This is a genomic window from Streptomyces sp. NPDC107765 (assembly GCF_055657085.1).
On the sequence record NZ_JBVKBL010000002.1, the window covers coordinates 347,814 to 374,558 of the forward strand.

At 70.6% G+C, this 26,745-nt stretch carries 24 protein-coding genes; 19 read left to right on the plus strand and 5 right to left on the minus strand.

Annotation, left to right across the window (positions count from 1 at the left end; genetic code table 11):
- The first annotated feature begins 2 nt into the window (after positions 1-2).
- The 3 genes from xseA (at position 3) to ACZ7MX_RS06025 (ending at position 2,455) form a co-directional block, all read left to right on the plus strand.
- Positions 3-1,238 (plus strand): exodeoxyribonuclease VII large subunit, encoded by a 1,236-nt coding sequence (gene xseA, locus ACZ7MX_RS06015; RefSeq protein WP_472129748.1) that lies wholly within the window; start codon positions 3-5, stop codon positions 1,236-1,238.
- A gap of 184 nt (positions 1,239-1,422) precedes the next feature.
- On the plus strand, positions 1,423-1,626 hold the full coding sequence (locus ACZ7MX_RS06020) for an exodeoxyribonuclease VII small subunit (RefSeq protein ID WP_037838208.1): 204 nt from the start codon (positions 1,423-1,425) through the stop codon (positions 1,624-1,626).
- A 235-nt stretch (positions 1,627-1,861) separates the two neighbouring features.
- On the plus strand, positions 1,862-2,455 hold the full coding sequence (locus tag ACZ7MX_RS06025) for a malonic semialdehyde reductase (RefSeq protein WP_472129750.1): 594 nt from the start codon (positions 1,862-1,864) through the stop codon (positions 2,453-2,455).
- Between the two features lie 119 nt (positions 2,456-2,574).
- On the opposite strand, the gene ACZ7MX_RS06030 is transcribed toward ACZ7MX_RS06025, so the two are convergent.
- Positions 2,575-3,105 (minus strand): DUF4245 domain-containing protein, encoded by a 531-nt coding sequence (locus tag ACZ7MX_RS06030; RefSeq protein ID WP_472130573.1) that lies wholly within the window; start codon positions 3,103-3,105, stop codon positions 2,575-2,577.
- A 236-nt stretch (positions 3,106-3,341) separates the two neighbouring features.
- On the opposite strand from ACZ7MX_RS06030, the gene glpX reads away from it, so the two are divergent.
- Positions 3,342-4,373 (plus strand): class II fructose-bisphosphatase, encoded by a 1,032-nt coding sequence (gene glpX, locus ACZ7MX_RS06035; RefSeq protein WP_030412197.1) that lies wholly within the window; start codon positions 3,342-3,344, stop codon positions 4,371-4,373.
- A gap of 86 nt (positions 4,374-4,459) precedes the next feature.
- Here the strand turns inward: glpX and ACZ7MX_RS06040 are convergent, their stop codons facing one another.
- Positions 4,460-4,819, minus strand: a complete 360-nt coding sequence (locus ACZ7MX_RS06040) for a WhiB family transcriptional regulator (RefSeq protein ID WP_030412196.1) — start codon at positions 4,817-4,819, stop codon at positions 4,460-4,462.
- A 209-nt stretch (positions 4,820-5,028) separates the two neighbouring features.
- Positions 5,029-5,805, minus strand: coding sequence for a DUF1707 SHOCT-like domain-containing protein (locus ACZ7MX_RS06045; protein WP_472130575.1), 777 nt, complete (start codon positions 5,803-5,805; stop codon positions 5,029-5,031).
- Positions 5,806-6,067: 262 nt separating this feature from the next.
- Between ACZ7MX_RS06045 and ACZ7MX_RS06050 the strand changes: the two genes are divergently transcribed.
- From ACZ7MX_RS06050 to ACZ7MX_RS06085, 8 genes are all read left to right on the plus strand, one after another.
- Positions 6,068-7,747, plus strand: coding sequence for a fumarate hydratase (locus ACZ7MX_RS06050; protein ID WP_472129752.1), 1,680 nt, complete (start codon positions 6,068-6,070; stop codon positions 7,745-7,747).
- Positions 7,748-8,023: 276 nt separating this feature from the next.
- Entirely contained in the window at positions 8,024-8,221 is a 198-nt protein-coding gene (locus ACZ7MX_RS06055) for a hypothetical protein (protein WP_472129754.1), read from the plus strand.
- Positions 8,211-8,729, plus strand: coding sequence for a DUF6879 family protein (locus ACZ7MX_RS06060; protein ID WP_472129756.1), 519 nt, complete (start codon positions 8,211-8,213; stop codon positions 8,727-8,729). The genes ACZ7MX_RS06055 and ACZ7MX_RS06060 overlap by 11 nt, the downstream gene beginning before the upstream one ends.
- On the plus strand, positions 8,726-9,556 hold the full coding sequence (locus tag ACZ7MX_RS06065; protein ID WP_472130577.1) for a helix-turn-helix domain-containing protein: 831 nt from the start codon (positions 8,726-8,728) through the stop codon (positions 9,554-9,556). Before ACZ7MX_RS06060 ends, ACZ7MX_RS06065 begins: the two co-directional genes overlap by 4 nt.
- A gap of 1,472 nt (positions 9,557-11,028) precedes the next feature.
- Entirely contained in the window at positions 11,029-12,441 is a 1,413-nt protein-coding gene (locus ACZ7MX_RS06070) for a class II fumarate hydratase (protein ID WP_472129758.1), read from the plus strand.
- 124 nt (positions 12,442-12,565) lie between these two features.
- The gene (gene fomD / locus ACZ7MX_RS06075) at positions 12,566-13,306 is read left to right on the plus strand and encodes a cytidylyl-2-hydroxypropylphosphonate hydrolase (protein ID WP_472129760.1); all 741 of its coding nucleotides are present in this window, start codon (positions 12,566-12,568) and stop codon (positions 13,304-13,306) included.
- Between the two features lie 221 nt (positions 13,307-13,527).
- On the plus strand, positions 13,528-14,211 hold the full coding sequence (locus ACZ7MX_RS06080) for a class I SAM-dependent DNA methyltransferase (RefSeq protein WP_472129762.1): 684 nt from the start codon (positions 13,528-13,530) through the stop codon (positions 14,209-14,211).
- 90 nt (positions 14,212-14,301) lie between these two features.
- On the plus strand, positions 14,302-16,740 hold the full coding sequence (locus ACZ7MX_RS06085; RefSeq protein WP_472129764.1) for a SpoIIE family protein phosphatase: 2,439 nt from the start codon (positions 14,302-14,304) through the stop codon (positions 16,738-16,740).
- 82 nt (positions 16,741-16,822) lie between these two features.
- Here ACZ7MX_RS06085 and ACZ7MX_RS06090 read toward each other — a convergent pair whose 3' ends face one another.
- Entirely contained in the window at positions 16,823-19,120 is a 2,298-nt protein-coding gene (locus tag ACZ7MX_RS06090; RefSeq protein ID WP_472129766.1) for a transglycosylase domain-containing protein, read from the minus strand.
- Between the two features lie 396 nt (positions 19,121-19,516).
- Between ACZ7MX_RS06090 and ACZ7MX_RS06095 the strand changes: the two genes are divergently transcribed.
- The 6 genes from ACZ7MX_RS06095 (at position 19,517) to ACZ7MX_RS06120 (ending at position 25,091) form a co-directional block, all read left to right on the plus strand.
- The gene (locus tag ACZ7MX_RS06095) at positions 19,517-20,419 is read left to right on the plus strand and encodes an SPFH domain-containing protein (protein WP_472130579.1); all 903 of its coding nucleotides are present in this window, start codon (positions 19,517-19,519) and stop codon (positions 20,417-20,419) included.
- Positions 20,416-20,685, plus strand: coding sequence for a type II toxin-antitoxin system antitoxin (locus ACZ7MX_RS06100; protein WP_472129767.1), 270 nt, complete (start codon positions 20,416-20,418; stop codon positions 20,683-20,685). The genes ACZ7MX_RS06095 and ACZ7MX_RS06100 overlap by 4 nt, the downstream gene beginning before the upstream one ends.
- Before the next feature lie 88 nt (positions 20,686-20,773).
- Positions 20,774-21,298 carry a PadR family transcriptional regulator gene (locus ACZ7MX_RS06105; RefSeq protein WP_472129769.1) on the plus strand — a complete coding sequence of 175 codons (525 nt, stop codon included), beginning with the start codon at positions 20,774-20,776 and terminating at the stop codon, positions 21,296-21,298.
- Positions 21,295-21,984: an ABC transporter ATP-binding protein gene (locus ACZ7MX_RS06110; protein ID WP_472129771.1), complete on the plus strand. Its 690-nt coding sequence runs from the start codon at positions 21,295-21,297 to the stop codon at positions 21,982-21,984. The genes ACZ7MX_RS06105 and ACZ7MX_RS06110 overlap by 4 nt, the downstream gene beginning before the upstream one ends.
- Entirely contained in the window at positions 21,981-24,389 is a 2,409-nt protein-coding gene (locus ACZ7MX_RS06115) for an FtsX-like permease family protein (protein WP_472129773.1), read from the plus strand. The genes ACZ7MX_RS06110 and ACZ7MX_RS06115 overlap by 4 nt, the downstream gene beginning before the upstream one ends.
- Before the next feature lie 102 nt (positions 24,390-24,491).
- Positions 24,492-25,091 (plus strand): Uma2 family endonuclease, encoded by a 600-nt coding sequence (locus tag ACZ7MX_RS06120; protein ID WP_472129775.1) that lies wholly within the window; start codon positions 24,492-24,494, stop codon positions 25,089-25,091.
- A 3-nt stretch (positions 25,092-25,094) separates the two neighbouring features.
- On the opposite strand, the gene ACZ7MX_RS06125 is transcribed toward ACZ7MX_RS06120, so the two are convergent.
- Positions 25,095-26,054, minus strand: coding sequence for a LysR substrate-binding domain-containing protein (locus ACZ7MX_RS06125; RefSeq protein ID WP_472129777.1), 960 nt, complete (start codon positions 26,052-26,054; stop codon positions 25,095-25,097).
- A 131-nt stretch (positions 26,055-26,185) separates the two neighbouring features.
- On the opposite strand from ACZ7MX_RS06125, the gene ACZ7MX_RS06130 reads away from it, so the two are divergent.
- Positions 26,186-26,740 carry a peroxiredoxin gene (locus tag ACZ7MX_RS06130; RefSeq protein ID WP_033266177.1) on the plus strand — a complete coding sequence of 185 codons (555 nt, stop codon included), beginning with the start codon at positions 26,186-26,188 and terminating at the stop codon, positions 26,738-26,740.
- Positions 26,741-26,745 lie beyond the last annotated feature (5 nt).

Genomic DNA, 26,745 nt, shown 5'->3' on the forward strand with positions numbered 1-26,745 from the left:
GTATGGCTGTCTCCACGTCCCCCGAAACGCCGATCCCGGTCGGCGAGGTGTCCCGGCTCATCGGCGGCTGGATCGACCGGCTCGGCGCGGTCTGGGTCGAGGGGCAGATCACCCAGCTCTCCCGCCGCCCCGGCGCGGGCGTGGTCTTCCTGACGCTGCGCGATCCGTCCCACGACATCTCGCTCCGCGTGACGTGCTACCGCCAGGTCTTCGACAAGGTCGCGGACGTGATCAGCGAGGGCGCCCGGGTGGTGGTGCACGCCAAACCGGAGTGGTACGCCCCGCGCGGTCAACTCTCGCTGCGGGCCGCGGAGATCCGGCCGGTCGGGGTCGGTGAGCTGCTCGCGCGGCTGGAGCAGCTGAAGAAGTCGCTGGCGGCGGAGGGGCTGTTCGCGGCGGACCGCAAGAAACCGCTGCCGTTCCTGCCGCAGCTGATCGGGCTGGTCTGCGGGCGGGCGAGCGCCGCGGAGCGGGACGTGCTGGAGAACGCCCGGCACCGCTGGCCGGCCGTCCGCTTCGAGGTGCGCAACGTCCCGGTGCAGGGCGTGCATGCGGTGCCGCAGGTGATCGCGGCGGTGCAGGAGCTGGACGCGCTGCCCGAGGTGGACGTGATCATCGTGGCCCGCGGTGGCGGCAGCGTGGAGGACCTGCTGCCGTTCTCCGACGAGCAGCTGGTCCGGGTGGTGAGCGCGGCGGTGACGCCGGTCGTCTCGGCGATCGGCCATGAGCCGGACACGCCCCTGCTGGATCTGGTGGCCGATCTGCGCGCCTCGACGCCGACGGACGCGGCGAAGAAGGTGGTGCCGGACGTGGGCGAGGAGCTGGCCCGGGTGCAGCAGCTGCGGGAGCGGGCGCTGCGCGCGGTCGAGGGCTTCCTGCAGCGGGAGCAGCGGGGGCTGGCGGCGGCGCTGCAGCGGCCGTGCATGGAGCGCCCGCAGCGGATGGTGGAGGAGCGCGAGGAGCAGGTCACGGCCCTGGTGGAGCGCGGCCGGCGGACGCTGGGGCATCTGCTGGACCGGGCCGACTCGGAGCTGATGCACACCCTCGCGCGGGTGGTCGCGCTCTCGCCCAGGGCGACGCTGGAGCGCGGGTATGCGGTGCTCCAGAAGGCGGACGGGGCGGCGGTGCGCTCCCCCGGGGAGGTCGATGCCGGGGAGGAGCTGCGGGCCCGGGTGTCCGCGGGCGAGTTCCGGGTCCGGGTCGGCGGCGTCCAGGGCGCTGTCAGTGACCCCGAATAGGGTGGGAGACATGGCGAAGGCGCAGGCGAAGACGGAGCGGGAGACGGACGGCGTGGCGGAGACGGAGCAGGGCCCGGCGGCCGGCGCGGAGACCGCCGCGCGGACCGCGGAGAGCGCGGAGCCCGCCGCGGAGCCGGGTCCGGACGCCGCCGGACCGCAGCCGGGCGCGCCCGCGGCGGACGCGGTGCCCTCGGTGGAGTCCACGCTCGGCTACGAACAGGCGCGGGACGAGCTGATCGAGGTCGTCCGCAGCCTGGAGGCGGGCGGTACGACGCTGGAGGAGTCGCTGGCGCTGTGGGAGCGCGGCGAGGCGCTGGCGAAGGTGTGCCGCCGCTGGCTGGACGGCGCCCGGGCCCGGCTGGACGCGGCGCTGGCCGAGGAGCGGTAGGCGCGGCGGTCCGGGCCGCGCGCGACGTAGGCGTCCCCTCACGCCCCCGTCCACACGTGAACCGGCTCACAACCCCCTCAATTTAGTTGAACATTAATCTACCTGCTTTAGAGTGGAAAGCACGGAGAACCGTGCAGTATGTGGACTGCGGTATCCGCATCGTGGTACTCGCCGCCTCCGCGGCGGCTACCGCAGACCCGTTTGACCACCGAGCTGACCACCGAGGTGCCCTTTTATGTCTCTCGCCCTTGACGCCGCCGCCCAGGACCTGCTGTTCCGCGAGGCCCAGACCGCCAACACGTTCACGGACGAGCCGGTGACGGACGAGCAGGTCCAGGCGATCTACGACCTGGTGAAGTTCGGCCCGACCGCCTTCAACCAGTCGCCGCTGCGGATAACCCTGGTCCGTTCGCCCGAGGCCCGGCAGCGCCTGGTCAACCACGCCATGGGCGCCAACGGCCCGAAGACCCTGACCGCGCCGCTGACCGCGATCCTCACCGTCGACCTGGACTTCCACGAGAAGCTGCCGGAGCTCTTCCCGCACGCCCCCGGCATCAAGGACACCTTCTTCGCCGAGGCCGCCGTCCGCGAGGTCGCCGGCACCCAGAACGCCACCCTGCAGGCCGGCTACTTCATCGTCGGCGTCCGCGCCGCCGGCCTGGCCGCCGGCCCGATGACCGGCTTCGACTTCACCGGCATCGACAAGGAGTTCTTCGGCGACGGCAAGCAGAAGTCCTTCCTCGTCATCAACATCGGCAAGCCGGGCCCGGACGCCTTCTTCCCGCGCGCGCCGCGCCTGACCTTCGACGACGCCGTCACCACCGTCTGACGGCCGTCACCGCCCTCTGACCGCCGTCACCACCGTCTGACGGCCGTCGGAAAACCACGCAGGGGCCGCCGCACCCAGCCCGGGTGCGGCGGCCCCTGCGCACTTCGCTGAGGTCGGCCCTACTTCGCCACCAGCGCGGCCGCCAGGTCCGCCAGCCGCCCGTACGGCGCGGTACCGGTGACGACCGTGGTCACGCCCTTCTCCTCGCGGACCAGCGCCCTGTACTTGTCGCCCTGGTAGCGGTCCCACTTCTTGCTGCCGACGGCCTGCTTGCCCTCGGTCCTGGTGGCGCCGAGCGTGACCTCCCGGATGAACTTCCGCGCCGGCGCGTCACTCTGCTCGACCGCCGCGTACTGCTCCTCCGGGTCGAGCAGGCCCAGGTGCCAGGCACCGCCCTTGCCGTCGTCGCTCGCCTTGTAGGAGACGGAGGTGGCACGCCAGGTCTTGGGGAGCCCCTGAGGCGCGGCGACCGGATAGGGCGCCGCCCGCCGGGCGGTGATCAGCTCGACGCGGTAGTCGACCGCCTTCACCGCGTTCTTCGCCGCGTCCGCGCTCTCGTCGTGCGGGATGAAGATGTAGATCGCCCCGACCAGGACGCCGATCACTGCCAGCGACAGGACCATGTCCCGCACCGTTTGCCTGCCTCGCATACCTGCCACGCCCCTATGGTCCCCCATCCCGGCGCCGGCCCCGACAGGCCCCCCGGTGACGCCCGTCACCTGCGCGAACGCCGTGTCGCGCATCCCCCGGTCGGCCGCTCATGCGAAGGGCCCCCTGCTCATTTTGGCGACGTGCGGATACTGTGAACCTCTGGGGGAGACCCCCGCGCCCCCGCACAGCCACCCTCACTCCTCCACGGCCGTCGCCGTACAGAAAGGTGCGCTCGATGACCGAGCATCATCTCCCGTCCCAACTCGAGGTCAGCCCCGAGGCCCCGGACCGCAACCTCGCCCTGGAACTCGTCCGGGTCACCGAGGCCGGTGCCATGGCGTCGGGCCGCTGGGTGGGGCGAGGTGACAAGAACGGCGCGGACGGCGCGGCGGTCAAGGCCATGCGCGCCCTGATCCACACCGTGTCCATGAACGGGGTCGTCGTCATCGGGGAGGGCGAGAAGGACCACGCCCCGATGCTGTACAACGGCGAACGCGTCGGGGACGGGACCGGCCCGGAGTGCGACGTGGCCGTGGACCCGGTGGACGGTACGACGCTGACCGCCAAGGGCATGGCCAACGCGGTGTCCGTGATGGCGGTCGCCGAGCGCGGGTCGATGTTCGACCCGTCCGCGGTCTTCTACATGGACAAGCTCGCCACCGGCCCGGAGGCGGCGGACTTCGTCGACATCACCGCTCCGGTGGCGGTGAACATCAAGCGGATCGCCAAGGCGAAGAAGTCCGCGGTCGAGGACGTCACCGTGGTCATCCTGGACCGGCCGCGCCACGAGGGCCTGGTCAAGGAGGTCCGGGAGGCGGGCGCCCGGATCAAGTTCATCGCCGACGGCGACGTCGCGGGCGCGATCATGGCGGCGCGCGAGGGCACCGGCGTCGACCTGCTGCTGGGCATCGGCGGTACGCCCGAGGGCATCATCACGGCCTGTGCCATGAAGTGCCTGGGCGGCACCCTGCAGGCCAAGCTGTGGCCCAAGGACGACGAGGAGCGGCAGCGCGCCCTGGACGCCGGTCACGACCTGGACAAGGTGCTGGAGATCGACGACCTGGTCCGCGGCGACAACGTCTTCTTCGTCGCCACCGGCATCACCGACGGCGAGCTGCTGCGCGGCGTGCGCTACCGCGCCGAGACCGCCTACACCCAGTCCCTGGTGATGCGGTCCAAGTCCGGCACGATCCGGCAGATCGACTCGCAGCACCGGCTGTCGAAGCTGCGCGCCTACAGCTCGGTGGACTTCGAGCGCCCGAGCTGACGGCTCCCACCGGGGCGGCCGCACACGCACTTCGCCCCCGCCGGAGAGGCTCCGGCGGGGGCGAAGTGGCCCATACGCGCGGTCGGTCAGCCGGCCGCGGGCATATGGGCCGCACGCTGCAGCTCGGACTCCCGGCGCCGGCGCCGGGTCAGCACGACCCTGCGCTCGGCCGCGGTGAGCCCGCCCCAGACACCGTACGGCTCCGGCTGGAGGAGCGCGTGCTCCCGGCACTCGACCATCACCGGGCAGCGGGCACAGACCCGCTTCGCGGCTTCTTCCCTGGCCAGCCGCGCGGCGGTCGGCTCCTTGGACGGGGCGAAGAACAGCCCGGCTTCGTCCCGGCGGCACACCGCCTCGGAATGCCAGGGACCGGCCTCGTCGCGCGCAGGCACTCGCGGGGACGGAAGGACAGCGGCATCCTGCAGGGGCTGATGCGGTAGCAGCACGGTCTACTCCTGACGACGGCTTCGGCGCGAGAATCACCCTTGCCCGTCTCGCTGCGCACGGCCTTTTTCCGCACCCCGCAGCCGTACGAGAGACGATGCACCAGCCCTACCCGCTGTGCGCACGCTTATGCACACCGTGGCGATCGTGCGGAAACGAGATCACGCGACAAGGCGAAAAGTCCTACCGCCGCCCCGGGGACGTCCGTGCGTCACCGGCCGCCGTCGAGCCTCCCGCGGAAGCGGTCCCGGCGCTCATGCCGCTCCAGGCGCAGCCGTTCGTGCCGCTCACGGTGCTCGTCGCGGAGCTGCCGGCGCAGGTCGCGGTGGTGATCCCACACCCGGTCGCGCAGGTCGCTGATCAGTGCCCCGCGCTTGGGCCGGGCCTCCACGCTGCCCAGGACGGCGTAGCCGTTGACCTGGATCTGCGGGGCGTCGCCGTCCGCCGCCTCGTGGGTGTCGATCTCGAAGGCACCCAGGATCCCCGAGCCGCTGCTGCGCAGCGTGACGTTCTCCGGCACCCGGATCTCCACGCTCCCGAAGAGGGAGGTGACGGTGATCTGGACCTGCTGCTGCGGGAAGACCGCCTCGGTCAGGTCGATCTCGACGGAACCGAAGATCGCGACGGCGTTGATCCGCGCCGGGACGTGCCAGCGGCCCTTGCGGGAGGCGGCACTGAAGATCGCGACGAGGTTCTGGTCCGGGAGCGGCGCCCCGGTGCCGGACGCGGTCGCCGACGCGCCCGGTCCCGGCTGCGGACGGCCGCCGGCCGCCGGCAGGTCGCGTACGACCGGCTCCAGCTCGCCCAGGGTCTTGGCGCGGTAGACGGTGTCGATCCGCTCGGCGTGCTCCTCGGGATCGAGGCGGCCCTCCGCCAGCGCCTCCCGGAGTATCGCGGCGATCCGGTCGCGGTCCGCGTCGGACGCCCGGATGTCCGCCTCGGCCACGGGCGCGCCCGCGGGCCTGGTCGCGGCCTTGGTCAGGTCCACCGTTCGCGGGGTCTCGGGGCCCGCTCGTCCCCCGTTGTCTGCATCCACCGGCCCAGCGTACCGAAACGCGATAGATCGCGACTAGGGATTGCTGCGGCGGACCGCACATCCGCCCGAACCGGAGCCCGTACCGCCGCCGAACCGGAGCCTGCCGCCGACTGAGCCCTACCTCACAGCCCCGCCCGCGCGCCAGGGTTCTACGCTGTTGGGGCGCTGCCGTAGAAGCCAGCCAGACCCCTCCGAGTAAGGATGAACCGCCACCATGCCGGAATTCGCCTACACCGACCTGCTCCCCACCGGCGAGGACACCACCCCCTACCGCCTCGTCACCTCGGAAGGTGTCAGCACCTTCGAGGCCGACGGCCGGACGTTCCTCAAGGTCGAGCCGGAGGCGCTGCGCAAGCTGGCCGAAGCGGCGATCCACGACATCCAGCACTACCTGCGCCCCGAGCACCTCGGCCAGCTCCGGAAGATCATCGACGACCCCGAGGCCTCGGCCAACGACAAGTTCGTCGCCCTCGACCTGCTGAAGAACGCCAACATCGCGGCCGCCGGCGTGCTGCCCATGTGCCAGGACACCGGCACCGCGATCGTGATGGGCAAGCGCGGCCAGAACGTGCTCACCGAGGGCGGCGACGAGGAAGCGCTCTCCCGCGGCGTCTTCGACGCGTACACCCGGCTGAACCTGCGCTACTCGCAGATGGCCCCGCTGACCATGTGGGAGGAGAAGAACACCGGCTCCAACCTCCCGGCGCAGATCGAGCTGTACGCGACCGACGGTGGCGCCTACAAGTTCCTCTTCATGGCCAAGGGCGGCGGCAGCGCCAACAAGTCCTTCCTCTACCAGGAGACCAAGGCGGTCCTCAACGAGGACTCCATGATGAAGTTCCTGGAGCAGAAGATCCGCTCGCTCGGTACGGCCGCCTGCCCGCCGTACCACCTCGCGATCGTCGTCGGCGGCACCTCGGCCGAGTACGCCCTCAAGACCGCCAAGTACGCCTCCGCGCACTACCTGGACGAGCTGCCCACCGAGGGCTCGCCCACCGGCCACGGCTTCCGGGACAAGGAGCTGGAGGAGAAGGTCTTCGAGCTGACGCAGAAGATCGGCATCGGCGCGCAGTTCGGCGGCAAGTACTTCTGCCACGACGTCCGCGTGGTCCGCCTCCCCCGGCACGGCGCCTCCTGCCCGGTCGCCATCGCGGTGTCCTGCTCCGCGGACCGCCAGGCCGTCGCCAAGATCACCGCCGAGGGCGTCTTCCTGGAGCAGCTGGAGACCGACCCGGCCCGCTTCCTGCCGGAGACGACGGACGAGGAACTGACCGAGGGCGCCGGCCCCGACCTCGACGCGGTCGCGATCAACCTCGACCGTCCCATGGACGAGGTCCTCGCCGAGCTGACCAAGCACCCGGTGAAGACCCGGCTGTCCCTGACCGGCACGCTGGTCGTCGCCCGCGACATCGCGCACGCCAAGATCAAGGAGCGCCTGGACGCTGGCGAGGAGATGCCGGAGTACCTCAAGAACCACCCGGTCTACTACGCGGGCCCGGCCAAGACCCCCGAGGGCTACGCCTCCGGCTCGTTCGGTCCGACGACCGCGGGCCGGATGGATGCCTACGTCGAGCAGTTCCAGGCCGCCGGCGGCTCGAAGATCATGCTCGCCAAGGGCAACCGCTCCCAGCAGGTCACCGACGCCTGCGCCGCCCACGGCGGCTTCTACCTCGGCTCCATCGGCGGCCCGGCCGCCCGCCTGGCCCAGGACTGCATCAAGAAGGTCGAGGTCCTGGAGTACGAGGAGCTCGGCATGGAGGCCGTCTGGAAGATCGAGGTCGAGGACTTCCCCGCCTTCATCGTCGTCGACGACAAGGGCAACGACTTCTTCCAGGACCCGGCCCCGGCCCCGACGTTCACCAGCATTCCGGTGCGGGGCCCTGGCCTGGCCTAAGTCATCCCCTGACAGCCTCACAGAGCCCTCGGCACCCGCCGGGGGCTCTTGTTGTTGTAGTGCCATGGAGCCTGTAGCGGCGCCTACGGCGCGCCTCTCGCAGCCTGGCGACGTTCCGGCGCCGCGCCGGTGTTTCAGACTCACGAAGGGAAGTAATGGACCTCCTGAGGGGTGCACCCGGTTTCCTGTTCTGGAAACTCGAACCCCTTGCGCCTCTGGCCAGTTGCTCGCGAGCATCGACCACAACGCGACACCACAGGCCAGGAAGGGAACGCGGTGAAGGTCACCAAGCTTGTCAGCACATGTGACATCAAGGATTGCCCAAGCATCTACGCCACCGACAGGGGCACCCTGCTGGTGCAGGGGGAAACTCCTACAGACCACGGGCTTCAGATTCCCGCACACGAAACCGTGGTGGAGATCCCGGAAGGACTGGTACTTGACCTGATCCGGAAGGGTCTTCGTGGCGCCTAAGACTCTCAGTGAACTGTTCGACACCTTCGAGCGAGAGGCATTCCGACTAGAGACCCTGGATGACTACAGCAAGTCGGGAAACGCGGACGCTTATCAAGCATTCCTCGCCGGGGAAAACCAACCGATCGACTACAACAACGCATGGGTGTCAGAACTCCGTTCTCACACCAGCCAGGGCAAGCGCATCTATCGCGTGCACATTCTCTCTCGGCCTCTCACCCCGTACCTGCGGTTCGAGCTGGGTTGGGGGTACCAGAAGAACGCAACAGGCGGTGAAGAGTTCTTCATCCTCGACATCACCGACCAGTCGAACCCCTTGGAAGGAATTCCCGATTTCTGGCTGATGGACAGCCTGACACCAGGAGTCATGAACTATTCGGCGGAGGGGGCTTTCCTCGGAGCCGATGTGCTGTCCCCGGAACAGGCGGAAGAGTTCCGCGCATATCGAGATACGGCTATGGCTCACGCCGTGCCGTTCTCCGAATGGTGGGCGAAGCACGGCGAGTGAACAGAGGAGAGTTGGGGGCCGCGCTGCGGGCTCTACGGCAAGCATCCGGGAAGGAAGCTAAGGCTGTAGCCCGCAGTGCCGTCATGTCCGCGAGCAAGTTGAGCAAGATCGAGACCGCGAAGGCCGCTCCGTCGATTGGCGATGTTGAGCGCATCCTTACGGCTATCGGCGTATCTGATGAGGTCAAGGAAGAATATCTAGAGGCCGTCAGGGCAGCGGCGACAGAAGCCACAGCATGGCGCCTTATCCGCCGTATGGGCGTGCACAAGGCTCAGCAGCAGACAAGAGACCTAGAGTCTCGGATGACGCTGCTACGGCTCTTCCAGCCGGCATTGGTCCCCGGCCTACTGCAAACGCCGGAATACATCAGGTCGATTCTCGCCCGGCACGACCTTGGCGAAGATTCCCTCAATAAGACCATCAGCGCCCGCATAGAACGCCAACAGGCGCTCTACGACTCGGCCAAGCAACTCCAGTTCGTCATCACTGAACCTGTACTGCGGTGGCAGATCGTCACCCCCTCCAGGATGGCAGAACAAATAGACAGGATCGTGTCTCTCTCCCGCCTACCTCACATTGACATTCGCATCGTTCCCCTGTCCGCGCGGCAGCACGACATAGCCAATCACGCCTTTGTTATCCGGGACGACCGAACGGTGACGGTCGAGACCGTCCATGCTGAACTAGTGGTTACCGACCCGCGGGACGTTGCACTCTACGTCCGCAAGTTCGAAGGGTTCGCGGCCATGGCACTTTCTGGCGACGACGCGCGCTCAATGCTGGAGAACATCAGGAACGGATTCTTGCGCGAACAAGAAACCGGCTAGGGGGAGCCTGTCACCGGGTGGATTATTGCTTCTCACCGAGCAACCGAGCCGGGGAGGCAATGCGATGAGCGACACTAAGACGACGCTGGCACCGCCCGTTCATCTGCCGCTCCCTCCCGACGCTCCCGAACTGGCCAAGGGATGCGGCGTCTGTACCGCACTGGTAAAACAGCGTCGAGCCGGAAAGTCCGTACGAAGAAAGCGCCGCTCGAAGTCCAGAACGAAGGCACCAAGGCGCCCGAGCTGTTTGCGTACTGCGAACTCCGCGCGGACCACAAGGGCATTTGGTGTCCGGAATGTTGCGGCTTCGAAGGCTGCGACACCTGCGCCTTCATGTGCAACGTGCCGTGCCCTACATGTGCGGGCGGAACCCTGGAGCCGATCAGATGGTGAAGCGATTTCTCGGCCGCATCTTCTGGCTGTCTTTCGTCCTCACAGTCGCCGCTTCCTGCGGTCTGATCATCGCCCTTGCCGCAACCGGCGATCTCTAACCGTCTGGGAGTTTGTAGATGAGCAGGCCGCTTCACGCGCGAAAACCCAAAGGGGACGCGAAGAAGGACGCGGTGTGCAGCAAGCACGACTTGAACAGGAACAAACAATTCACGGAAAAGGTGACTTTGGCGGTACGTATGCGAGCCAGGATCGAAGGAGACACCTACGTGAGGACGGGAACGGTGGGCACTGCGGACCAGACCGTTCACGAGCTCAAGCTATCCGGCGAGGACTTGAAGCCGAAGTGCGGCGCTGGCACCCCAGGTGATCCCGTCTATGAGTGGGCGCGCAACGTGAATTGCCCTGCCTGCCTGAGGGGCCAACAGGACCCGCCCCCTGATCCCCGTCCCTGTCGGACGTGACCGAACTAGGGATCCCTCCGTAGCCCGTTCGGGATCCCGATAGGGACGGCGTAACGCCCACCCCGGCGGCGGAAACCTGGACAGTCGAGCAGCCGAGGCGGGTGACCCAACCGCAGAGGAATCCCCTCTGCGACCCACGGGCCATGCCATCGACGGTACGGCGGCAGGGCCCTCACGACAGAGGAGGTTGGTAGATGAGTGTTGCGGCCGTCGATACGTACGAGACGCGCACGCCCGACGCCGAAGGATGGCGCGGAATCCCCTTCCGGAGCCCCCGAGACATGGAGGTAGCCGCGCAGGACGACGGAGGCAAGCACGACGGAGGACCTATGCCCCCGGAAGCTCCTCGCGATCCTGCCCCGCAGGGGGGGGCGACGGCAAGTAACCCTCTGACAGCCCCTGCGGTCGATTGAGACCGGCCCCGTCCGTCTGCAACCCCCGTGGCAGATGGACGGGGCTTTCTCCTATGCACCAGCATTCCGGTGCGTCAGGGCGCCTGACCCGCCCGGCCCTCCCCCGGGCCGCCGCACCCCACCACCGCCCCGCCGGGCGAACCGCCGGCGGGGCGGAGTGCGTCGGGCCGGGAACAGATCCCCTCCGCCGGGCACTGTCATAGGTATGAGTGACACGAGTGCAGTGGGTGACGGCGGCGGGTTCCGGGTGGAGCACGACTCGATGGGGGAGGTGCGGGTGCCCGCGGGGGCCAAGTGGCGGGCGCAGACGCAGCGGGCGGTGGAGAACTTCCCCGTTTCCGGGCAGCGGCTGGAGCGGGCGCACATCGAGGCGCTGGCGCGGATCAAGGGCGCGGCCGCCAAGGTGAACGCCGAGCTGGGGGTGGTGGACAAGGACGTCGCCGAGGCCGTGCAGGAGGCGGCCGCGGCGGTCGCCGGGGGCGAGTGGGACGCGCACTTCCCGGTCGATGTGTTCCAGACGGGCTCCGGGACGTCGTCGAACATGAACACCAACGAGGTCATCGCCACGCTCGCGAGCGAGCGGCTGGGGCGGGACGTCCATCCGAACGACCACGTCAATGCGAGCCAGTCGTCCAATGACGTGTTTCCCTCCTCGATCCACATCGCGGCCACTTCGGCGGTGCTGAACGATCTGATTCCGGCGCTGGAGCATCTCGCGGCGGCGTTCGAGCGGAAGGCGGAGGAATTCGCCGACGTCGTGAAGTCGGGGCGGACGCATTTGATGGATGCGACGCCGGTGACCCTGGGCCAGGAATTCGGCGGATATGCCGCCCAGGTGCGGTACGGCGTGGAGCGGCTGCGCGGTGCGGTGCCGCGGCTGGCGGAGCTGCCGCTCGGCGGTACGGCCGTCGGGACGGGCATCAATACGCCGCCCGGATTCTCCGCCGCGGTGATCGCGGAAGTGGCCCGGGCCACCGGACTGCCGCTGACCGAGGCGCGCAACCATTTCGAGGCGCAGGGCGCGCGGGACGGGATCGTCGAGACCAGCGGGCAGCTGCGGACGATCGCCGTCGGCCTGACGAAGATCGCCAATGACCTGCGGTGGATGGCGTCGGGGCCGCGCACCGGGCTCGCCGAGATCAACCTGCCGGACCTCCAGCCCGGTTCGTCGATCATGCCGGGGAAGGTCAATCCGGTGATTCCGGAGGCGGTGCTGATGGTCGCCGCACAGGTCACCGGGAATGACGCGACGGTGGCCGCGGCCGGCGCGGCCGGCAATTTCGAGCTCAATGTGATGCTCCCGGTGATCGCGCGGAACGTCCTCGAATCGATCCGGCTGCTCGGCAATGTGGCGCGGCTGCTGGCGGACCGTACGGTCGACGGCATCACGGCCAATGCGGAACGAGCCCGGGAATACGCCGAATCGTCGCCGTCCGTCGTCACGCCGCTGAACAAGTACCTCGGTTATGAAGAGGCGGCGAAGGTGGCGAAGAAATCGCTCGCCGAGCAGCGGACGATCCGTCAGGTGGTCCTGGACGAGGGGTACGTGGAGCGCGGATTGCTCACCGAGGAGCAGCTGGACGAGGCGCTGGACGTGCTGCGCATGACCCGGCCGTGACCGGTGTCCCACCCGTGAGGGTGCCCCGCCCGTAACACCGCAAGCAAGGTACGTTACCGCGCCCGTAACGCCCGCTGCGTCCCATGTCACGGTGGGCGTCATACGGCACCTCTAAAATCTGCCCATGACAGCGGACATGGTGGACACGACGGAAGGCGGCACGGCCGGCGGACGCGGGACGTCCGGGGTGCGGCAGGTGGCGGCGGACGGCGCGGCGGGCAGCTGGGCGCCGGGCGACCACGTCCTGTGGCGCTACCGCGACAACGCCGACCCGGGGCGCTTCCACATCTGCCGGCCGATGACCGTCGTCCAGGACACCGAAGAGCTGCTGGCGGTGTGGATGGCGCCGGGGACCGCGTGCATCAAGCCGGTGCTGGCCGACGGCACGCCGGTGCACCGCGAGCCGCTCGCCACCCGCTACACCAAACCCCGCCGGACCACCCGCGACCACTGGTTCGGCACCGGCGTGCTGAAGCTCGCGCGGCCCGGCGACCCCTGGTCGGTCTGGCTCTTCTGGGAGCAGGGCTGGCAGTTCAAGAACTGGTACGTCAACCTGGAGCAGCCGCGCCGTCGTTGGTCAGGGGGAATTGACTCCGAGGACCACTTCCTCGACATCTGTGTCTATCCGGACCGGCACTGGGAGTGGCGGGACGAGGACGAATTCGCACAGGCGCAGCGGGACGGGCTGATGACGGACGCGCGGGCCGCGGAGGTCCGGTCCGCCGGACGGGCCGCGATCGCACAGATCTCGGCCTGGCGCGAACCGTACTCGGACGGGTGGGAGGACTGGCGGCCCGACCCGGCCTGGCAGGTCCCCCCGCTCCCGGAGGACTGGGACCGCCCACCGGAGTGTTTGCGGTCGTGAGGGAGCGAAGTGAATCGGGTACACCGAGTGGGAGTGAAGGGGGCGGGCCGTGGAAAGGTGCGCCTTTGGGCAAAGCTGTTCCTCGCGGGGCGAGGAGCCGGTCCGAGCCCCCTTGCTGCGCCCCGGGTCTTCAAACGTAGGATCGTCCTCCGCAAGACTGCACAGGCGCAACTCCAGAACTGGAAAACGAACTTGACCGCGGTCGCAGGAGGGGCGAGGTCGTGAGCGCGAAGAGCTACGACGCATACGAGGGCCTGAACCGGTTAGCGCTGGACCGGGCCGGGCAGGCCGACGCCTTCGACGCGATCGGCGACCGGTACAACGACGCCTTTCCGCACAAGGAGGGCCAGGTGTCCTCGGGCGCCTGGCTGGCCGGTGCACTGCCCGCGGGCGCCCGCGTCCTGGACGTGGGGTCCGGTACGGGCCTGCCGACCGCCCGTCAGCTCTCCGCGGCCGGGCACCGCGTGGTCGGAATCGATCTCTCCCCCTCCATGGTCAAACTGGCCCGGGACAACGCCCCGGGTGCCGAGTTCCACCGCCTGGACATCGCCGATCTGCGGGGCGGCCGGCTCGGCGGCCCCGGTTCCTTCGACGGTGTCGCCGCTTATTTCTCGCTGTTGATGCTGCCCCGTGCGGAAATCCCTTACGCACTGGGCCTGCTGCATGATCTGCTACGACCCGGTGGGCTGATGGCCCTGTCGATGGTCGAGGCGGACGTGGACGACTTCCCGATCCCGTTCCTGGGCAACACGATCCGGGTATCGGGTTACCTGCGGGACGACCTGCGCCGGGTCGTGCACGACGCGGGTTTCGACGTCGTCGGGGAGGACGCCTACGCCTACGCCCCGGCGAGCACGGACGTACCACCCGAGATCCAGCTCTTTCTGCACCTGCGACGCGCCTGAAACGCAGCGCGTCGGGCGCGTCCCGTACGGGCTGCGCGCCCGGAACGCGGCGCGTCGGACGCGCAGCCCCGGACGGATGGAATCCCACGCGTGACGGAGCATCCCACCTCCCACGAATCGCGACGGTCGGCCCCGACCGCCGCGCCCTCGGCGTCCCCTGCGCGGGGGCCGGGCCGGACACCGCCGCTGGGCGCCGTCCCGGACCCGCGCGGCGCCCTGCAGCAGCCCGCCGCGGCCGGCTTCGTCCCGGCGGGGCCGCCGGCCGGCCGGGCCGACGGCGAGCCGCCGGCGGACCACGGTGCGGCCCGGGACGACGCGGCGATTCCGTACGGGGAGGCGTACGGGGACACCTTCGGCGGCGCGGGCGCGTACCGTGGCGCGGGCATGTACGGCGGCGCGAACGCCTGTGGCGGCGCGGACACTTACGGCGGCGACCCCTGGGGCGCCGACTCTTACGGGGAGGTGGCCATGCCGGCGAGCGGGCGGCCGGGCGGCGCACCGGACGGGGAGCGCGAGGCGGCCCCGGCGCGGCGGCGGGTGGCACAGGGCGCGGTGGGCCGCGCGGGCACGCCGGATCCGGCCGAGGAGCCGCACCGCGGCGAGCATCCGCGGCCCGGCGGCGAGGGCATCGGGCGGCCGCGGGACGGCGGCGCCGGACGGTCCCGGGCGACGGCCGGGGAGGCGACCGGGGCACAGGTGCCGGCGCCGGCCGGGCCGCCGCCGGGCCCGCCGCCCGCTCCGCTGCCGCCGGCCGGCCCGGCGCGTTCGGCGCACCCGGGCGAGAGCGGTGAGGTCGCGGCGGCCCGGCAGGCGGGCGGTGACCGGCTGCGCTTCATCGGTGCGGCGACCCGGCGGATCGCCCGCGGCATCGACCTCGACGAGATCGTGCTGGGGCTGTGCCGGGCGACGGTGCCGACCTTCGCCGACGCGATCCTGGTGTATCTGCGCGATCCGCTGCCGGTGGGCGACGAGCGGCCCACCGGGCCGGTGGTGCTGCGGCTGCGGCGTACCGACCGGATCCCGGAGGAGCCGGACACCAACGGCGGGCGGCTGCCGGTGCTGCCGGCGCAGCCCGATCTGGGTCCGGCGATGGGCGGCAGCGCCGCGGAGCTGGCCGAGGTGCGGCCCGGCGGTCCGCTGGCGGAGGTGCTGCGGGGCGTACGGCCGCTGTTCGGCGAGGCGCAGGCGGCGCGGACCGCGCTGCCCGAGCTGCTGGGGCCCGATCCGCGGCTGCCCGGCGGGCACCGGGTGATCCTGGCGCCACTGCGCGGGCGGCGGCGGGTGATCGGTGCGGCGGTGTTCCTGCGCCGGCCCGACCGGCCGGCGTTCGAGCCGGACGACCTGCTGGTGGCGGCGCAGCTGGCGACGCACACCGCGCTGGGCGTGGACAAGGCGGTGCTGTACGGCCGGGAGGCGTACATCGCGGATGCGCTGCAGCGCACGATGCTGCCGGACTCGCTGCCGCAGCCGACCGGGGTGCGGCTGGCCAGCCGTTATCTGCCGGCCGCCGAGACGGCCCGGGTGGGCGGTGACTGGTACGACGCGATCCCGCTGCCGGGCAGCCGGGTGGCGCTGGTGGTCGGTGACGTCATGGGGCATTCGATGACCTCGGCGGCGATCATGGGCCAACTGCGCACCACCGCGCAGACCCTGGCCGGTCTCGACCTGCCGCCGCAGGAGGTGCTGCACCACCTCGACGAGCAGGCCCAGCGGCTGGGTTCGGACCGGATGGCGACGTGCCTGTACGCGGTGTACGACCCGGTCGCGCACCGGATCACGATCGCCAACGCCGGCCATCCGCCGCCGCTGATGCTGCACCGCGGCGGGCGCGCGGAGGTGCTGCGGGTGCCGCCGGGCGCGCCGATCGGCGTCGGCGGGGTGGACTTCGAGGCGGTGGAGCTGGACGCCCCGGCGGGGGCCACGCTCGTGCTGTACACCGACGGTCTGGTGGAGTCGCGGATCCGGGACGTGTGGACCGGCATCGAGCAGCTGCGGGAGCGGCTGGCGGAGACGGCCCGGCTGACGGGTCCGAATCCGCCGCCGCTGGAGCCGCTGTGCGACGAGGTGCTGGACATGCTCGGGCCGGGCGACCGGGACGACGACATCGCGCTGCTGGCGGCCCGGTTCGACGGGATCGCGCCGAGCGACGTCGCGTACTGGTACCTGGACCCGAAGGCGCAGACCGCCGGGCAGGCCCGCCGGCTGGCCCGCCGGGCGCTGGCGCGCTGGGGTCTGGACGACCTCACCGATCAGCTGGAGCTGCTGGTCAGTGAGGTGGTGACGAACGCGGTGCGGTACGCGGAGCGGCCGATCACCCTGCGGCTGCTGCGCACGGACGTGCTGCGCTGCGAGGTCGGGGACGATGTGCCGCAGCTGCCGCGGCTGCGGCAGGCCCGGCCGTCGGACGAGGGCGGGCGGGGGCTCTACCTCGTCAACCGGATGGCCCGGCGGTGGGGTGCGACCCGGCTGAGCATGGGCAAGGTGGTCTGGTTCGAGCTGAGCATGCCGCCGGGGACGCCGCGCCGCTGACCTGGGCCCGTACGGCAACAGCGCGGCCCCCGCCGGTTTCGGCGGGGGCCGCGCTGTGGTGCGTTCCGGGGCACTGCCGGCGTCAGTAGAAGCCCGGCATGCTGTTGGCGCCCTTGGTGCCGCCGTTGCCGTTGCCGCTGGTGGTGCCGTCGGTGGTACCGCTGGTGGTGCCGCCGGTGTCACCGCCGTCCACCCCGCCGTCCGGCGGGGAGGCCGTGTCGCTCGGGGTGGTCGGGCTGCTCGGGCGGCCGCTCGGGGTGTGCGACGGCCGGCCGGACGGGGACGACGGGGTGCCGCTCGGGGTGCTGCTCGGGGTGCCGGTCGGCGTCGGGGGCGTCGACGGGGTGGCGGTCGGCGTCGGGCTGGTGGTCGGCGGGACCGCCGCGCCCATGTCCGTCTCCAGGTCGAAGTCGCTGCCGGTGTTGCCGCCGAGCGCGTTCGCGGTGTAGTCCGCCCACACCTTGGCCGGGTAGCCGCCGCCGTTGACCCGGCCGCCGCCACCGGCGCCCTTGAGGGTGACCTGGGCGCCGCCGTTGGGCGACTCGCCGAACATGCCGACCGCGGTGACCAGCTTGGGCGTGTAGCCCACGAACCAGGCCGACTTGTTGTCGTCGGAGGTGCCGGTCTTGCCGGCCGCCTTGTAGGCGGTGTTCTTGACGGCCTCCGAGGCGGTGCCGTCGTTGACCACGCCGGTGAGGACGGAGGTCACGGTGTCGGCGGTCGTGCGGTCGAGGACCTGCTGGCCGATCGGGTCCTTGAGCTTCAGCTCGTTCTCCACGCCGTCGACGCTGTGCACGGCCTTGGTGACCATCGTGGGGGTGACCTTGACGCCGTGGTTGTCGAGCGTGGCGTAGACCCCGGCCATCTGGAGCGGGCTGGCGCCCATGGTGCCCAGGGTCATGGCCGGCTTGACGTCCATCTTGGAGCCGTCCATGCCGAGGCTGACCGCGGTCTTCTTGACGTTGTCCAGGCCGACGTCCGCGCCCATCTGCGCGAAGACCGCGTTGACGGAGTTGTTGGTGGCGGTCTGGACGGTGATCTTGTCGTAGTCGTGCTCGTCCTCGTTGGGCGGCGCGAAGGGGATGGTGCCGCCGACGACCGGACGGCGGTTGTGGCCGTCGTAGATCGCGTTGGGGGTGATCGGCACGCCGTCCTGGGTCTTCGCGCTGTTCTGCATCGCCGAGGCGAGGATCAGCGGCTTGAAGGTGGAGGCCGGCTGGTAGTCGGAGCGGGTCGCGTTGTTGCGGTAGTGCTTCGGATAGCCGGCACCGCCGTACATCGCGACGACATGACCGGTCTTGGGGTCCACGGAGGTGGCGCCGAGCTGGACGTCGCCGTCGACCTTGCGCTTCTCGGGCTTGAGGTCGTCGGTGAGCTTGCGCTGGACGGACTTCTCCAGCGCCTTCTGCTTCTTGGGGTCGATGCCGAGGGTGACGGTCCAGCCGCCGGCGTCGAACTGCTTCGGGTCGACGCCCTGGGCGAAGAGCTCCTGCTTGGCCGCTTCGAGGATGTAGGCCTTCTGGCCGGTCACACCGGGCATCGGCTTGGGCGGCTTGGGCTTCTCGAACTGCTGCCGGGCGCGCTGCTCGGACGAGAGCCAGTGCATCTCGACCATGTTGTTGAGCGTGTACGCCCAGCGCTGCTTGACCAGCTTCTGGCCGGTGGGCGTCGCGTTCTGCCAGTCGTACTGGCTCGGCGCCTGGAGCAGCGAGGCGAGGTAGGCGCCCTCCGAGACGGTCAGCTTCTCGGCGTCCTTGCGGTAGTACGCCTGGGCGGCGGCCTGGATGCCGTAGGCGCCGCGGCCGTAGTAGCTGGTGTTGAGATAGCCCTCGAGGATCTGGCTCTTGGACATCTTGTCGTCCACCTTGAGCGAGATGACGATCTCCTGCAGCTTGCGGCTGACCGTCTGCTCGTCGCTCAGGTAGTAGTTCTTGACGTACTGCTGGGTGATCGTCGAGCCGCCCTGCTTGCCGTGCCCCATCAGCGTGTTGAAGATGCCGCGGGCGGTGCCCCACAGGTCGACGCCGGAGTCGTGGTAGAAGCTCTTGTTCTCCGCGGCGACGAAGGCGTGCTGCACCCTCGTGTCGATCTGGCTGAGGCTGATCGCCTCGCGGTTGAGCTTGCCGCCGCGGGCGAAGACGGAGCCGTCGGCGTACTTGAAGACGTTGGCCTGCTTGCCCGAGTCCTCGTTGCCCTTGGCGGGGATGTCCACGTACAGGTACAGCCCGATGAAGCCGGCCATGCCCAGCAGGCACACCCCGAGGAAGGTCCCGAGGATCTTCTTCCAGGTGAAGAGGCGGCGTATGCCGGACTTCTTCTGCTTCGTTCTGGCCCGGCGGGCGCTCCCCTGCTGCGCCCTTCTCGCTTCCGCTCGGCCCATCGCTTCGACAACTCCAGTCGTTCCGCCCCCAGCTAACTCAGCTGTTGAAGCTAACACCGCATCTGTCAACAAATACTCATCGATCAAGGCTTTTCCCGACGTGACAAAGAGCACCCGGCCCGACGGAACCACGGGGTGGGTGTTCTGCGTCGCCCGGCTCTCACCTGCGCACTTGCCGTAAATCGGGCTCGGCGCCGGGACTGGACGACTCGGCCGCCCGTCCGTTAATCTGCTATCACTTTGCTAGACCAGTGACATCATCGAATGCGGCGGACATCACGCGCCGCATCGGGAGAAACGGGGATCTTCATGTCCGAGAAGCCAGCGGCCGACCACCTCACCGGCCCCGCCTCACGTCCCACCACCGGCGACGACCTCGCCGTGACCGCCCCCGAGATGCCCCGCCCGCAGATCCGCGAGGTCAGGGCGCACAGCATCGCGGGCGGGCTCGCCCTGCTGCTGACCGTGCTCGGCGTGGCGGTGGGCGTCGGCGGGATCGCCGTCGGCGGGTTCCTCGCCGACGGCGGCAACAAGGCGGCCGGCATACCCCTGATCCTGGCCGGGGCCGCGGTCCTGCTCGGCTCCCTCTTCTGCATGACCGGCGTGAAGATGGTGGCCCCCGGCGAGGCCCGGGTCATCCAGCTCTTCGGGCGGTACGTCGGCACCATCCGCACCGACGGCCTGCGCTGGGTCAACCCGCTGACCACCGCCCGCAGCATCTCCACCCGGGTGCGCAACCACGAGACCGCGGTGCTGAAGGTCAACGACGCCTACGGCAACCCGATCGAGCTGGCCTCGGTCGTGGTCTGGCAGGTGGAGGACACCGCCCAGGCGCTGTTCGAGGTCGACGACTTCCTGGAGTTCGTCGCCACCCAGACCGAGGCGGCGGTCCGGCACATCGCGATCGAGTACCCCTATGACGCACACGACGAGAACGCGCTGTCGCTGCGCGGCAACGCCGAGGAGATCACCGAGAAGCTGGCCCTGGAGCTGACCGCGCGGGTCCAGGCGGCCGGTGTGCGGATCATCGAGTCCCGCTTCAGCCACCTCGCCTACGCTCCTGAGATCGCCTCGGCGATGCTCCAGCGCCAGCAGGCCGGGGCGATGGTCGCGGCCCGCCAGCACATCGTCGAGGGCGCGGTCGGCATGGTGGAGCAGGCGCTGGCGAGGATCAGCGAGCAGGGCATCGTCGAACTCGACGAGGAACGGAAGGCTGCCATGGTCAGCAATCTGATGGTGGTGCTGTGCGGCGACCGGGCCGCCCAGCCGGTCTTGAACACGGGCTCGCTGTACCAGTGAGCACCGGGACCCCGGAGGAGTCCGGCGCCGAAGGCGGACGGACCCCCGCGCGACGGCCGCAGCAGCGCAAGCAGGTGCTGCTGCGGCTGGACCCGTTGATCCATGACGCGCTGACCCGCTGGGCGGACGACGAACTGCGCAGCGCCAACGCGCAGATCGAGTTCCTGCTCCGCAAGGCGCTCTCCGAGGCGGGCCGGCTGCCCCGGGGCGCGGGGGCGATCCCGCGCCGGGGCCGCCCGCCGAAGAAGCCGGACGACCAGCAGTAGGGCCGCACGCCACCGCGTGCGGCGCCGCTTCCTCCACCTATACACCTGGCGTATACACCGGCGTTACACCGCCAGTAAGGTGGTCGGCATGTCAATCGGTCATACGCTGCTGGGCCTCCTGGAGTCCGGCCCCCGCCACGGCTACGACCTCAAGCGGGCCTTCGACGAGCACTTCGGCCAGGACCGCCCGCTGCACTACGGGCAGGTCTACTCCACGATGTCCCGGCTGCTGAAGAACGGCCTGGTCGAGGTGGACGCGGTGGAGCCCGGCGCCGGCCCGGAGCGCAAGCGGTACGCGATCACCGACGCCGGCGTCACCGATGTCGCGCAGTGGCTGGGCCGCCCGGAGAAGCCCGAGCCGTACCTGCAGTCGGCGCTCTACACCAAGGTGGTGCTGGCCCTGCTGACCGACCGTAACGCCGCCGAACTCCTCGACGCCCAACGGGCCGAGCACCTGCGGATGATGCGCGGACTGACCGAGCGCAAGCGCGCCGGCGACCTCGCCGACCAGCTGATCTGCGACCACGCGCTGTTCCATCTGGAGGCCGATCTGCGCTGGCTGGAGCTGACCGCCGCCCGGCTGGAGAAGCTGGCGGAAGCGGTCCGGGCATGACGCCCGAGGGCTCCCTGCTCGCCGCCGAGGGGCTGCACAAGACCTACGGCCGCACACCGGCCCTGGTCGGCGCGGACTTCTCGATCCACCCCGGTGAGGTCGTCGCCGTGATGGGCCCCTCCGGCTCCGGCAAGTCGACCCTGCTGCACTGCCTCGCCGGGATCATCACTCCCGACTCCGGCACGGTCCACTACGGCCCGCACACCCTCACCGGCCTGACCGACGCCCGGCGCAGCGCCCTGCGCCGCACCGACTTCGGCTTCGTCTTCCAATTCGGCCGTCTGGTCCCGGAGTTGACCTGCCTGGAGAACGTCGCGCTGCCGCTGCGGCTGAACGGCACCCGGCGCAAGGAGGCCGAACGCCGCGCCCGCGAGTGGCTGGAGCGGCTGGAGGTCGAGGCGGTGGCCGGCCAGCGGCCCGGCGAGATCTCCGGCGGTCAGGGCCAGCGGGTCGCGGTCGCCCGGGCGCTCGTCACCCGGCCCCGGGTGATCTTCGCCGACGAACCCACCGGCGCGCTGGACTCGCTCAACGGCGAGCGCGTGCTGACCCTGCTGACCGATGCCGCGCGGGACACCCGTGCCGCCGTCGTCCTGGTCACCCACGAGGCCCGGGTGGCCGCGTACTCCGACCGGGAGGTCGTCGTGCGCGACGGCAAGGTGAAGGACATGCTGGCGGGCGTGATATGAGCCCGCCGCGCCCCCGCACCGGCACCTGCGGCGCGGGCGGCGACGGCCGCGGACCGCTCGGCGCCGCCCGTTTCGCCCCCGGCGCCTGGGCCCGCGACCTCGCGATGGGCATGCGGTTCGCGGCCGGCGGCGGCCGCGAGGGCTGGATCCGCACCGCGCTGACCGCCGCCGGGGTCGCCCTCGGCGTGGCCGTCCTGCTGCTCGGCGCGTCCGTCCCGCACCTGATGGACGCCCGGCACGGCCGGGAGAAGGCCCGCGAGAACCTCGGCCAACAGCACCCACCCCGGCCCTCCGACACCACCCTGCGCTACACCTCCGCCGACACCACCTTCCACGGCGCCGAGGTCCGCGGCCGGCTGGTCCGCCCGGACGGCACGCACCCGCCCGTCCCGCCCGGCGTCGACCGCCTCCCCGGCCCCGGCCGGATGCTGGTGTCCCCCGCCCTCAAGGACCTGCTCGGCTCCCCCGGCGGTGCCCTGCTGCGCGACCGCCTGCCGTACGAGATCGCCGGCACCATCGGCGACGCGGGGCTGCTCGGCCCGAAGGAGCTCACGTACGTCGCGCAGAGCGCCACCCTGGCCGCACCGGACGGCTACCGCATCGACCACTTCGGCAAGAGCTGGGACCCGCGGCCGATGAGCTCCCCGGCCGTGCTGCTGGTGATCATGACCTGTGTGGCGCTGATGACGCCGGTGATGGTCTTCATCGGCACGTCGGTGCGGTTCGGCAACGAGCGGCGCGAGGAGCGGCTGGCGGCACTGCGGCTGGTCGGCACCGACGTCCCGACGACCCGCCGGATCGCCTCGGGGGAGGCGCTGTTCGGGTCGCTGCTCGGGGTGGCCGGCGGTGCCGTGCTGTTCCTGGCCGCCCGCGGGCTGGCCCCGTTGATCACGCTGTGGGACATCAACGTCTTCCCCGCCGACCTCACCCCCGGCCCGCTCGCCGCCGCCCTGATCACACTGCTCGTCCCGGCCGCGGCGGTCCTGGTCGCCCTGCTCGCCCAGCGCTCCGTCACCGTCGATCCGCTCGGCGTCGTCCACCACCGCCGGCCGGTCCGCCGCCGGCTGTGGTGGCGGCCGGCGCTGCCCGCCGTCGGTGCGCTGCTGCTCGTGCCGCTGGCCTGGGAGGGGCCGTGGACCGGCAACCCGCTCCACACCGCCCGCCTCGCGGCCGGTGCGATGCTGCTGCTGCTCGGGGTCACCGCACTGCTGCCCTGGCTGTTGGACGCGGTGGTCGGCCGGCTGCACGGCGGGCCCGTCTCCTGGCAACTGGCCGTCCGCCGCCTGCAGTTGAGCAGCGGCTCGGCCACCCGCGCGGTCAGCGGGATCACCGTCGCGGTGGCCGGCGCGATCGCCGTCCACATGCTGATGACGGGAATGCAGGCCGGATACGCCGCGGCCTACGCGGAGTCCGGCAAGCTGCCGCGGATCGGCCTGTGGGGCAACGCGAAGGACTGGCCCACGGCCCAGCGGGCGCTCACCGCGCTGCGGGCCACCCGCGGCGTGACGGACGCCCGCGGCACCATCGACGGCCTCGCCGGCCCGCTCCCCGCCGGCCGCGCCGCCGCCCCCGCGCGCCCCTCTCCCCTGGCCATCGGCAGCTGCGCCGAACTGCGCCGGCTCGCCCAGCTGCCCTCCTGCCGGGACGGCGAGGTCTTCCTCACCGCCAACACCCCGGACCGCGACCCGGCCCTGGTGCCCGGGGCCCGGCTCGACCTCAACCCGCCGATCGTGCGGGGCGACCGGTTCGACCCGCACCCCTGGACGATCCCCCGGTCCGCCCGCACCGCCCGGCTGCTCGCCCCCGGCCACGGCCCGGGCCGCTTCTCCTACGACCTGCTGGTCACGCCGTCCGCGCTCGCCCCGGCGCGGCTCAACGGCCCCAGCATGGAGCTCCAGGTCGACTTCGACCGCTCCGTCCCCGACGCGGTGGAGCGGATCCGCACCACCGCGTTCCGACTCGACCCGACCATGAACGAGTCGTCCGCGGTCGACAACCCGCACGACGGCCAGTACTCCAGCGTCCGCAACGCCCTGTTCGCGGGCGCCGTGGTCACCCTGTTGCTGATCGGCGCGGGCCTGATCATCACCACCGTCGAGCAGCTCCACGAGCGCCGCCGCCTGCTCTCCACCCTCGACGCCCACGGCATCCGCCGCGCCACCCTCGGCCGGTCGCTCCTCTGGCAGACCGCCCTCCCCGTCCTCCTCGGCCTCGCCCTCGCCCTGGCCTGCGGACTCTCCCTCGGCGCCCTGCTCCTCACCATGATCGACAGCGCCGTCACCGTCGACTGGCCGGTCATCCTCGCCATGACCGCCACCGGCGCCGCCGTCATCCTCTTCGTCACCGCCCTGAGCCTGCCGCCCCTGTGGCGCATGATGCGACCGGAGGGACTGCGGGCGGAGTGAGGGGGCGGTGAGCTCGAACGGGTGAACAGGCGCGGAACAGGGCCGGTTCGAGTCCCGCGGCCTACGATGATGACCTCGACACGAGCCACCAGGAGGCACTTCATGTCTGCCGCAGCAGTCGAGCTCCCTCACGACGGCAGGCTGCCCAGCCTGCTTGAGGTGGCCGAAGAGCTCATCGAGAAGCTCCCTGGGTACCGCATCGAGATCCTCGGGGGAAACCTCACCGTGACGCCACCCGCCGACGGCCCGCACGCTGATTCACTGACCGACCTCACCTTCGCCTTCGCAGCTGCGCACGGTGCCGAGACCCGGGTGACCCAGGCCATGGGCGTCTGGCTCCCTGACGGCCCCGAGGACTACGCCATCCCCGACCTCGCCGTCGTCGAGGCCGACTACCGCGACCACTTCATCGCCAACAACTGCTACGACCCGGCGGTCTTCCGCATGGTGCTGGAGGTGACGTCGTCCAACTACGCCACCGACCTGAAGACGAAGGTCGCCGCCTACGCGATCGCGAAGATCCCGGTCTATGTCGTCGTCGACCGCCGGAAGGACCGCATCCACGTCCTGACCGACCCATTCGCCAACGAGTACCGCAGCCACAGCGTCCACGCCCGCGGCCAGCACGTCGCGCTCCCCGGCACCATCGGCGCCGACATCATCCTCGACGTCGAGGCGATCCTCGAAACCGCCCGCCCCTGACCCTCACCCCTTCACCATCCGCACCGGCAGCCCCCGCAGCGCCCCCCGCAACGCCTCGGCGAACTGCTCGAATTCGTCCTGCCGGGCCGCGCCCGTGCGCATGGCCAGGGCGATCCGGCGGGACGGGGCCGGGTCGGCGAAGTAGCCGGTGGTGAGCTGGTCGTTGCGGCCGGTCTCGACGCGGAGGGCGGTGCGCGGCAGCAGGGTCACACCCAGGCCGCCGGCCACGAGCTGGACGAGGGTGGAGAGGCCCGCCGCGCTCGTCGTGACCGGGGTGTTCTCATCACGGCCGGCCTCCCGGCAGATGTCCAGGGCCTGGTCGCGCAGGCAGTGGCCCTCGTCGAGCAGCAGCAGGTCGAGTTCCTGGAGCGCCTGGCGGGGGATGTCGCCGCGGCCGCCGAGCCAGTGGTCCTTGGGTGCGACGAGCACGAAGTCCTCGTCGAAGAGCGGGAGTTCGGTGACCTGGGGGACGCCGAGGGGGACGGCGAGCAGGAGCAGATCGAGGCGCCCGTGCGCCAGGCCGTCGAGCAGGGACGCGGTCTGCTCCTCGTGGACCTGGAGGTCCAGGTCGGGGTAGGTGTCGTGGACCAGGCGGAGCACGGCCGGGAGGAGGTACGGCGCCACGGTCGGGATGACGCCGAGGCGGAGGACGCCGGTGAAGGGCGCGCGGGCCGCCTCGGCCTCCTCCATCAGGTCGCCGACGGCCTCCAGGACCGTACGGGCCCGGGCCGCCAGCCGCTCCCCCGCGGGCGACAGCAGCACCTTGCGCGTCGTACGCTCCAGCAGCTGCACCCCGAGGGCCTCCTCCAGCGCGGAGACCGCGCCGGACAGTGCGGGCTGGCTCATGCCGATCTCGGCCGCCGCCTCGCGGAAATGCAGATGCTCGGCCACCGCCGCGAACGCCCGCAGCTGGGCCAGGCTGGGCTGGCGGGGCCGGCCTCCATGGCTGGCTGGGGAAGCCACTGATAACCACCTCCGATCAACATCAACCAGTCTAGCTATTTCCCTGATCAATGCCTCCTGTGGCACTGTGAGTTCCGTCCAAGCCTCAAGGAAAGCCCCAAAAGGGACTTTCTACGCAACAAGGAGAGCGCGTGCTCACTGTCGGTGACAAGTTCCCCGAGTTCGACCTGACTGCCTGTGTCTCGCTGGAGAAGGGCAAGGAGTTCGAGCAGATCAACCACAAGACCTACGAGGGCAAGTGGAAGATCGTCTTCGCGTGGCCCAAGGACTTCACCTTCGTGTGCCCGACCGAGATCGCCGCGTTCGGCAAGCTGAACGAGGAGTTCGCCGACCGTGACGCGCAGATCCTCGGCTTCTCCGGCGACTCCGAGTTCGTGCACCACGCCTGGCGCAAGGACCACCCGGACCTGACCGACCTGCCCTTCCCGATGCTCGCCGACTCGAAGCACGAGCTCATGCGCGACCTCGGCATCGAGGGCGAGGACGGCTTCGCGCAGCGCGCCGTCTTCATCGTCGACCAGAACAACGAGATCCAGTTCACGATGGTGACCGCCGGCTCCGTCGGCCGTAACCCCAAGGAGGTCCTGCGGGTCCTCGACGCCCTCCAGACGGACGAGCTGTGCCCGTGCAACTGGAGCAAGGGCGAGGACACCCTGGACCCGGTCTCGCTGCTGGCCGGTGAGTGACACCC

Excerpts from the sequence above, each read along its gene's own strand:
- xseA (WP_472129748.1), top strand. The coding sequence starts at position 3 with ATGGCTGTCTCCACGTCCCCCGAAACGCCGATCCCGGTCGGCGAGGTG.
- ACZ7MX_RS06025 (WP_472129750.1), top strand. The coding sequence starts at position 1,862 with ATGTCTCTCGCCCTTGACGCCGCCGCCCAGGACCTGCTGTTCCGCGAG.
- ACZ7MX_RS06030 (WP_472130573.1), bottom strand. The coding sequence starts at position 3,105 with ATGCGAGGCAGGCAAACGGTGCGGGACATGGTCCTGTCGCTGGCAGTG.
- glpX (WP_030412197.1), top strand. The coding sequence starts at position 3,342 with ATGACCGAGCATCATCTCCCGTCCCAACTCGAGGTCAGCCCCGAGGCC.
- ACZ7MX_RS06050 (WP_472129752.1), top strand. The coding sequence starts at position 6,068 with ATGCCGGAATTCGCCTACACCGACCTGCTCCCCACCGGCGAGGACACC.
- ACZ7MX_RS06070 (WP_472129758.1), top strand. The coding sequence starts at position 11,029 with ATGAGTGACACGAGTGCAGTGGGTGACGGCGGCGGGTTCCGGGTGGAG.
- fomD (WP_472129760.1), top strand. The coding sequence starts at position 12,566 with ATGACAGCGGACATGGTGGACACGACGGAAGGCGGCACGGCCGGCGGA.
- ACZ7MX_RS06090 (WP_472129766.1), bottom strand. The coding sequence starts at position 19,120 with ATGGGCCGAGCGGAAGCGAGAAGGGCGCAGCAGGGGAGCGCCCGCCGG.
- ACZ7MX_RS06095 (WP_472130579.1), top strand. The coding sequence starts at position 19,517 with ATGCCCCGCCCGCAGATCCGCGAGGTCAGGGCGCACAGCATCGCGGGC.
- ACZ7MX_RS06105 (WP_472129769.1), top strand. The coding sequence starts at position 20,774 with ATGTCAATCGGTCATACGCTGCTGGGCCTCCTGGAGTCCGGCCCCCGC.
- ACZ7MX_RS06110 (WP_472129771.1), top strand. The coding sequence starts at position 21,295 with ATGACGCCCGAGGGCTCCCTGCTCGCCGCCGAGGGGCTGCACAAGACC.
- ACZ7MX_RS06115 (WP_472129773.1), top strand. The coding sequence starts at position 21,981 with ATGAGCCCGCCGCGCCCCCGCACCGGCACCTGCGGCGCGGGCGGCGAC.
- ACZ7MX_RS06120 (WP_472129775.1), top strand. The coding sequence starts at position 24,492 with ATGTCTGCCGCAGCAGTCGAGCTCCCTCACGACGGCAGGCTGCCCAGC.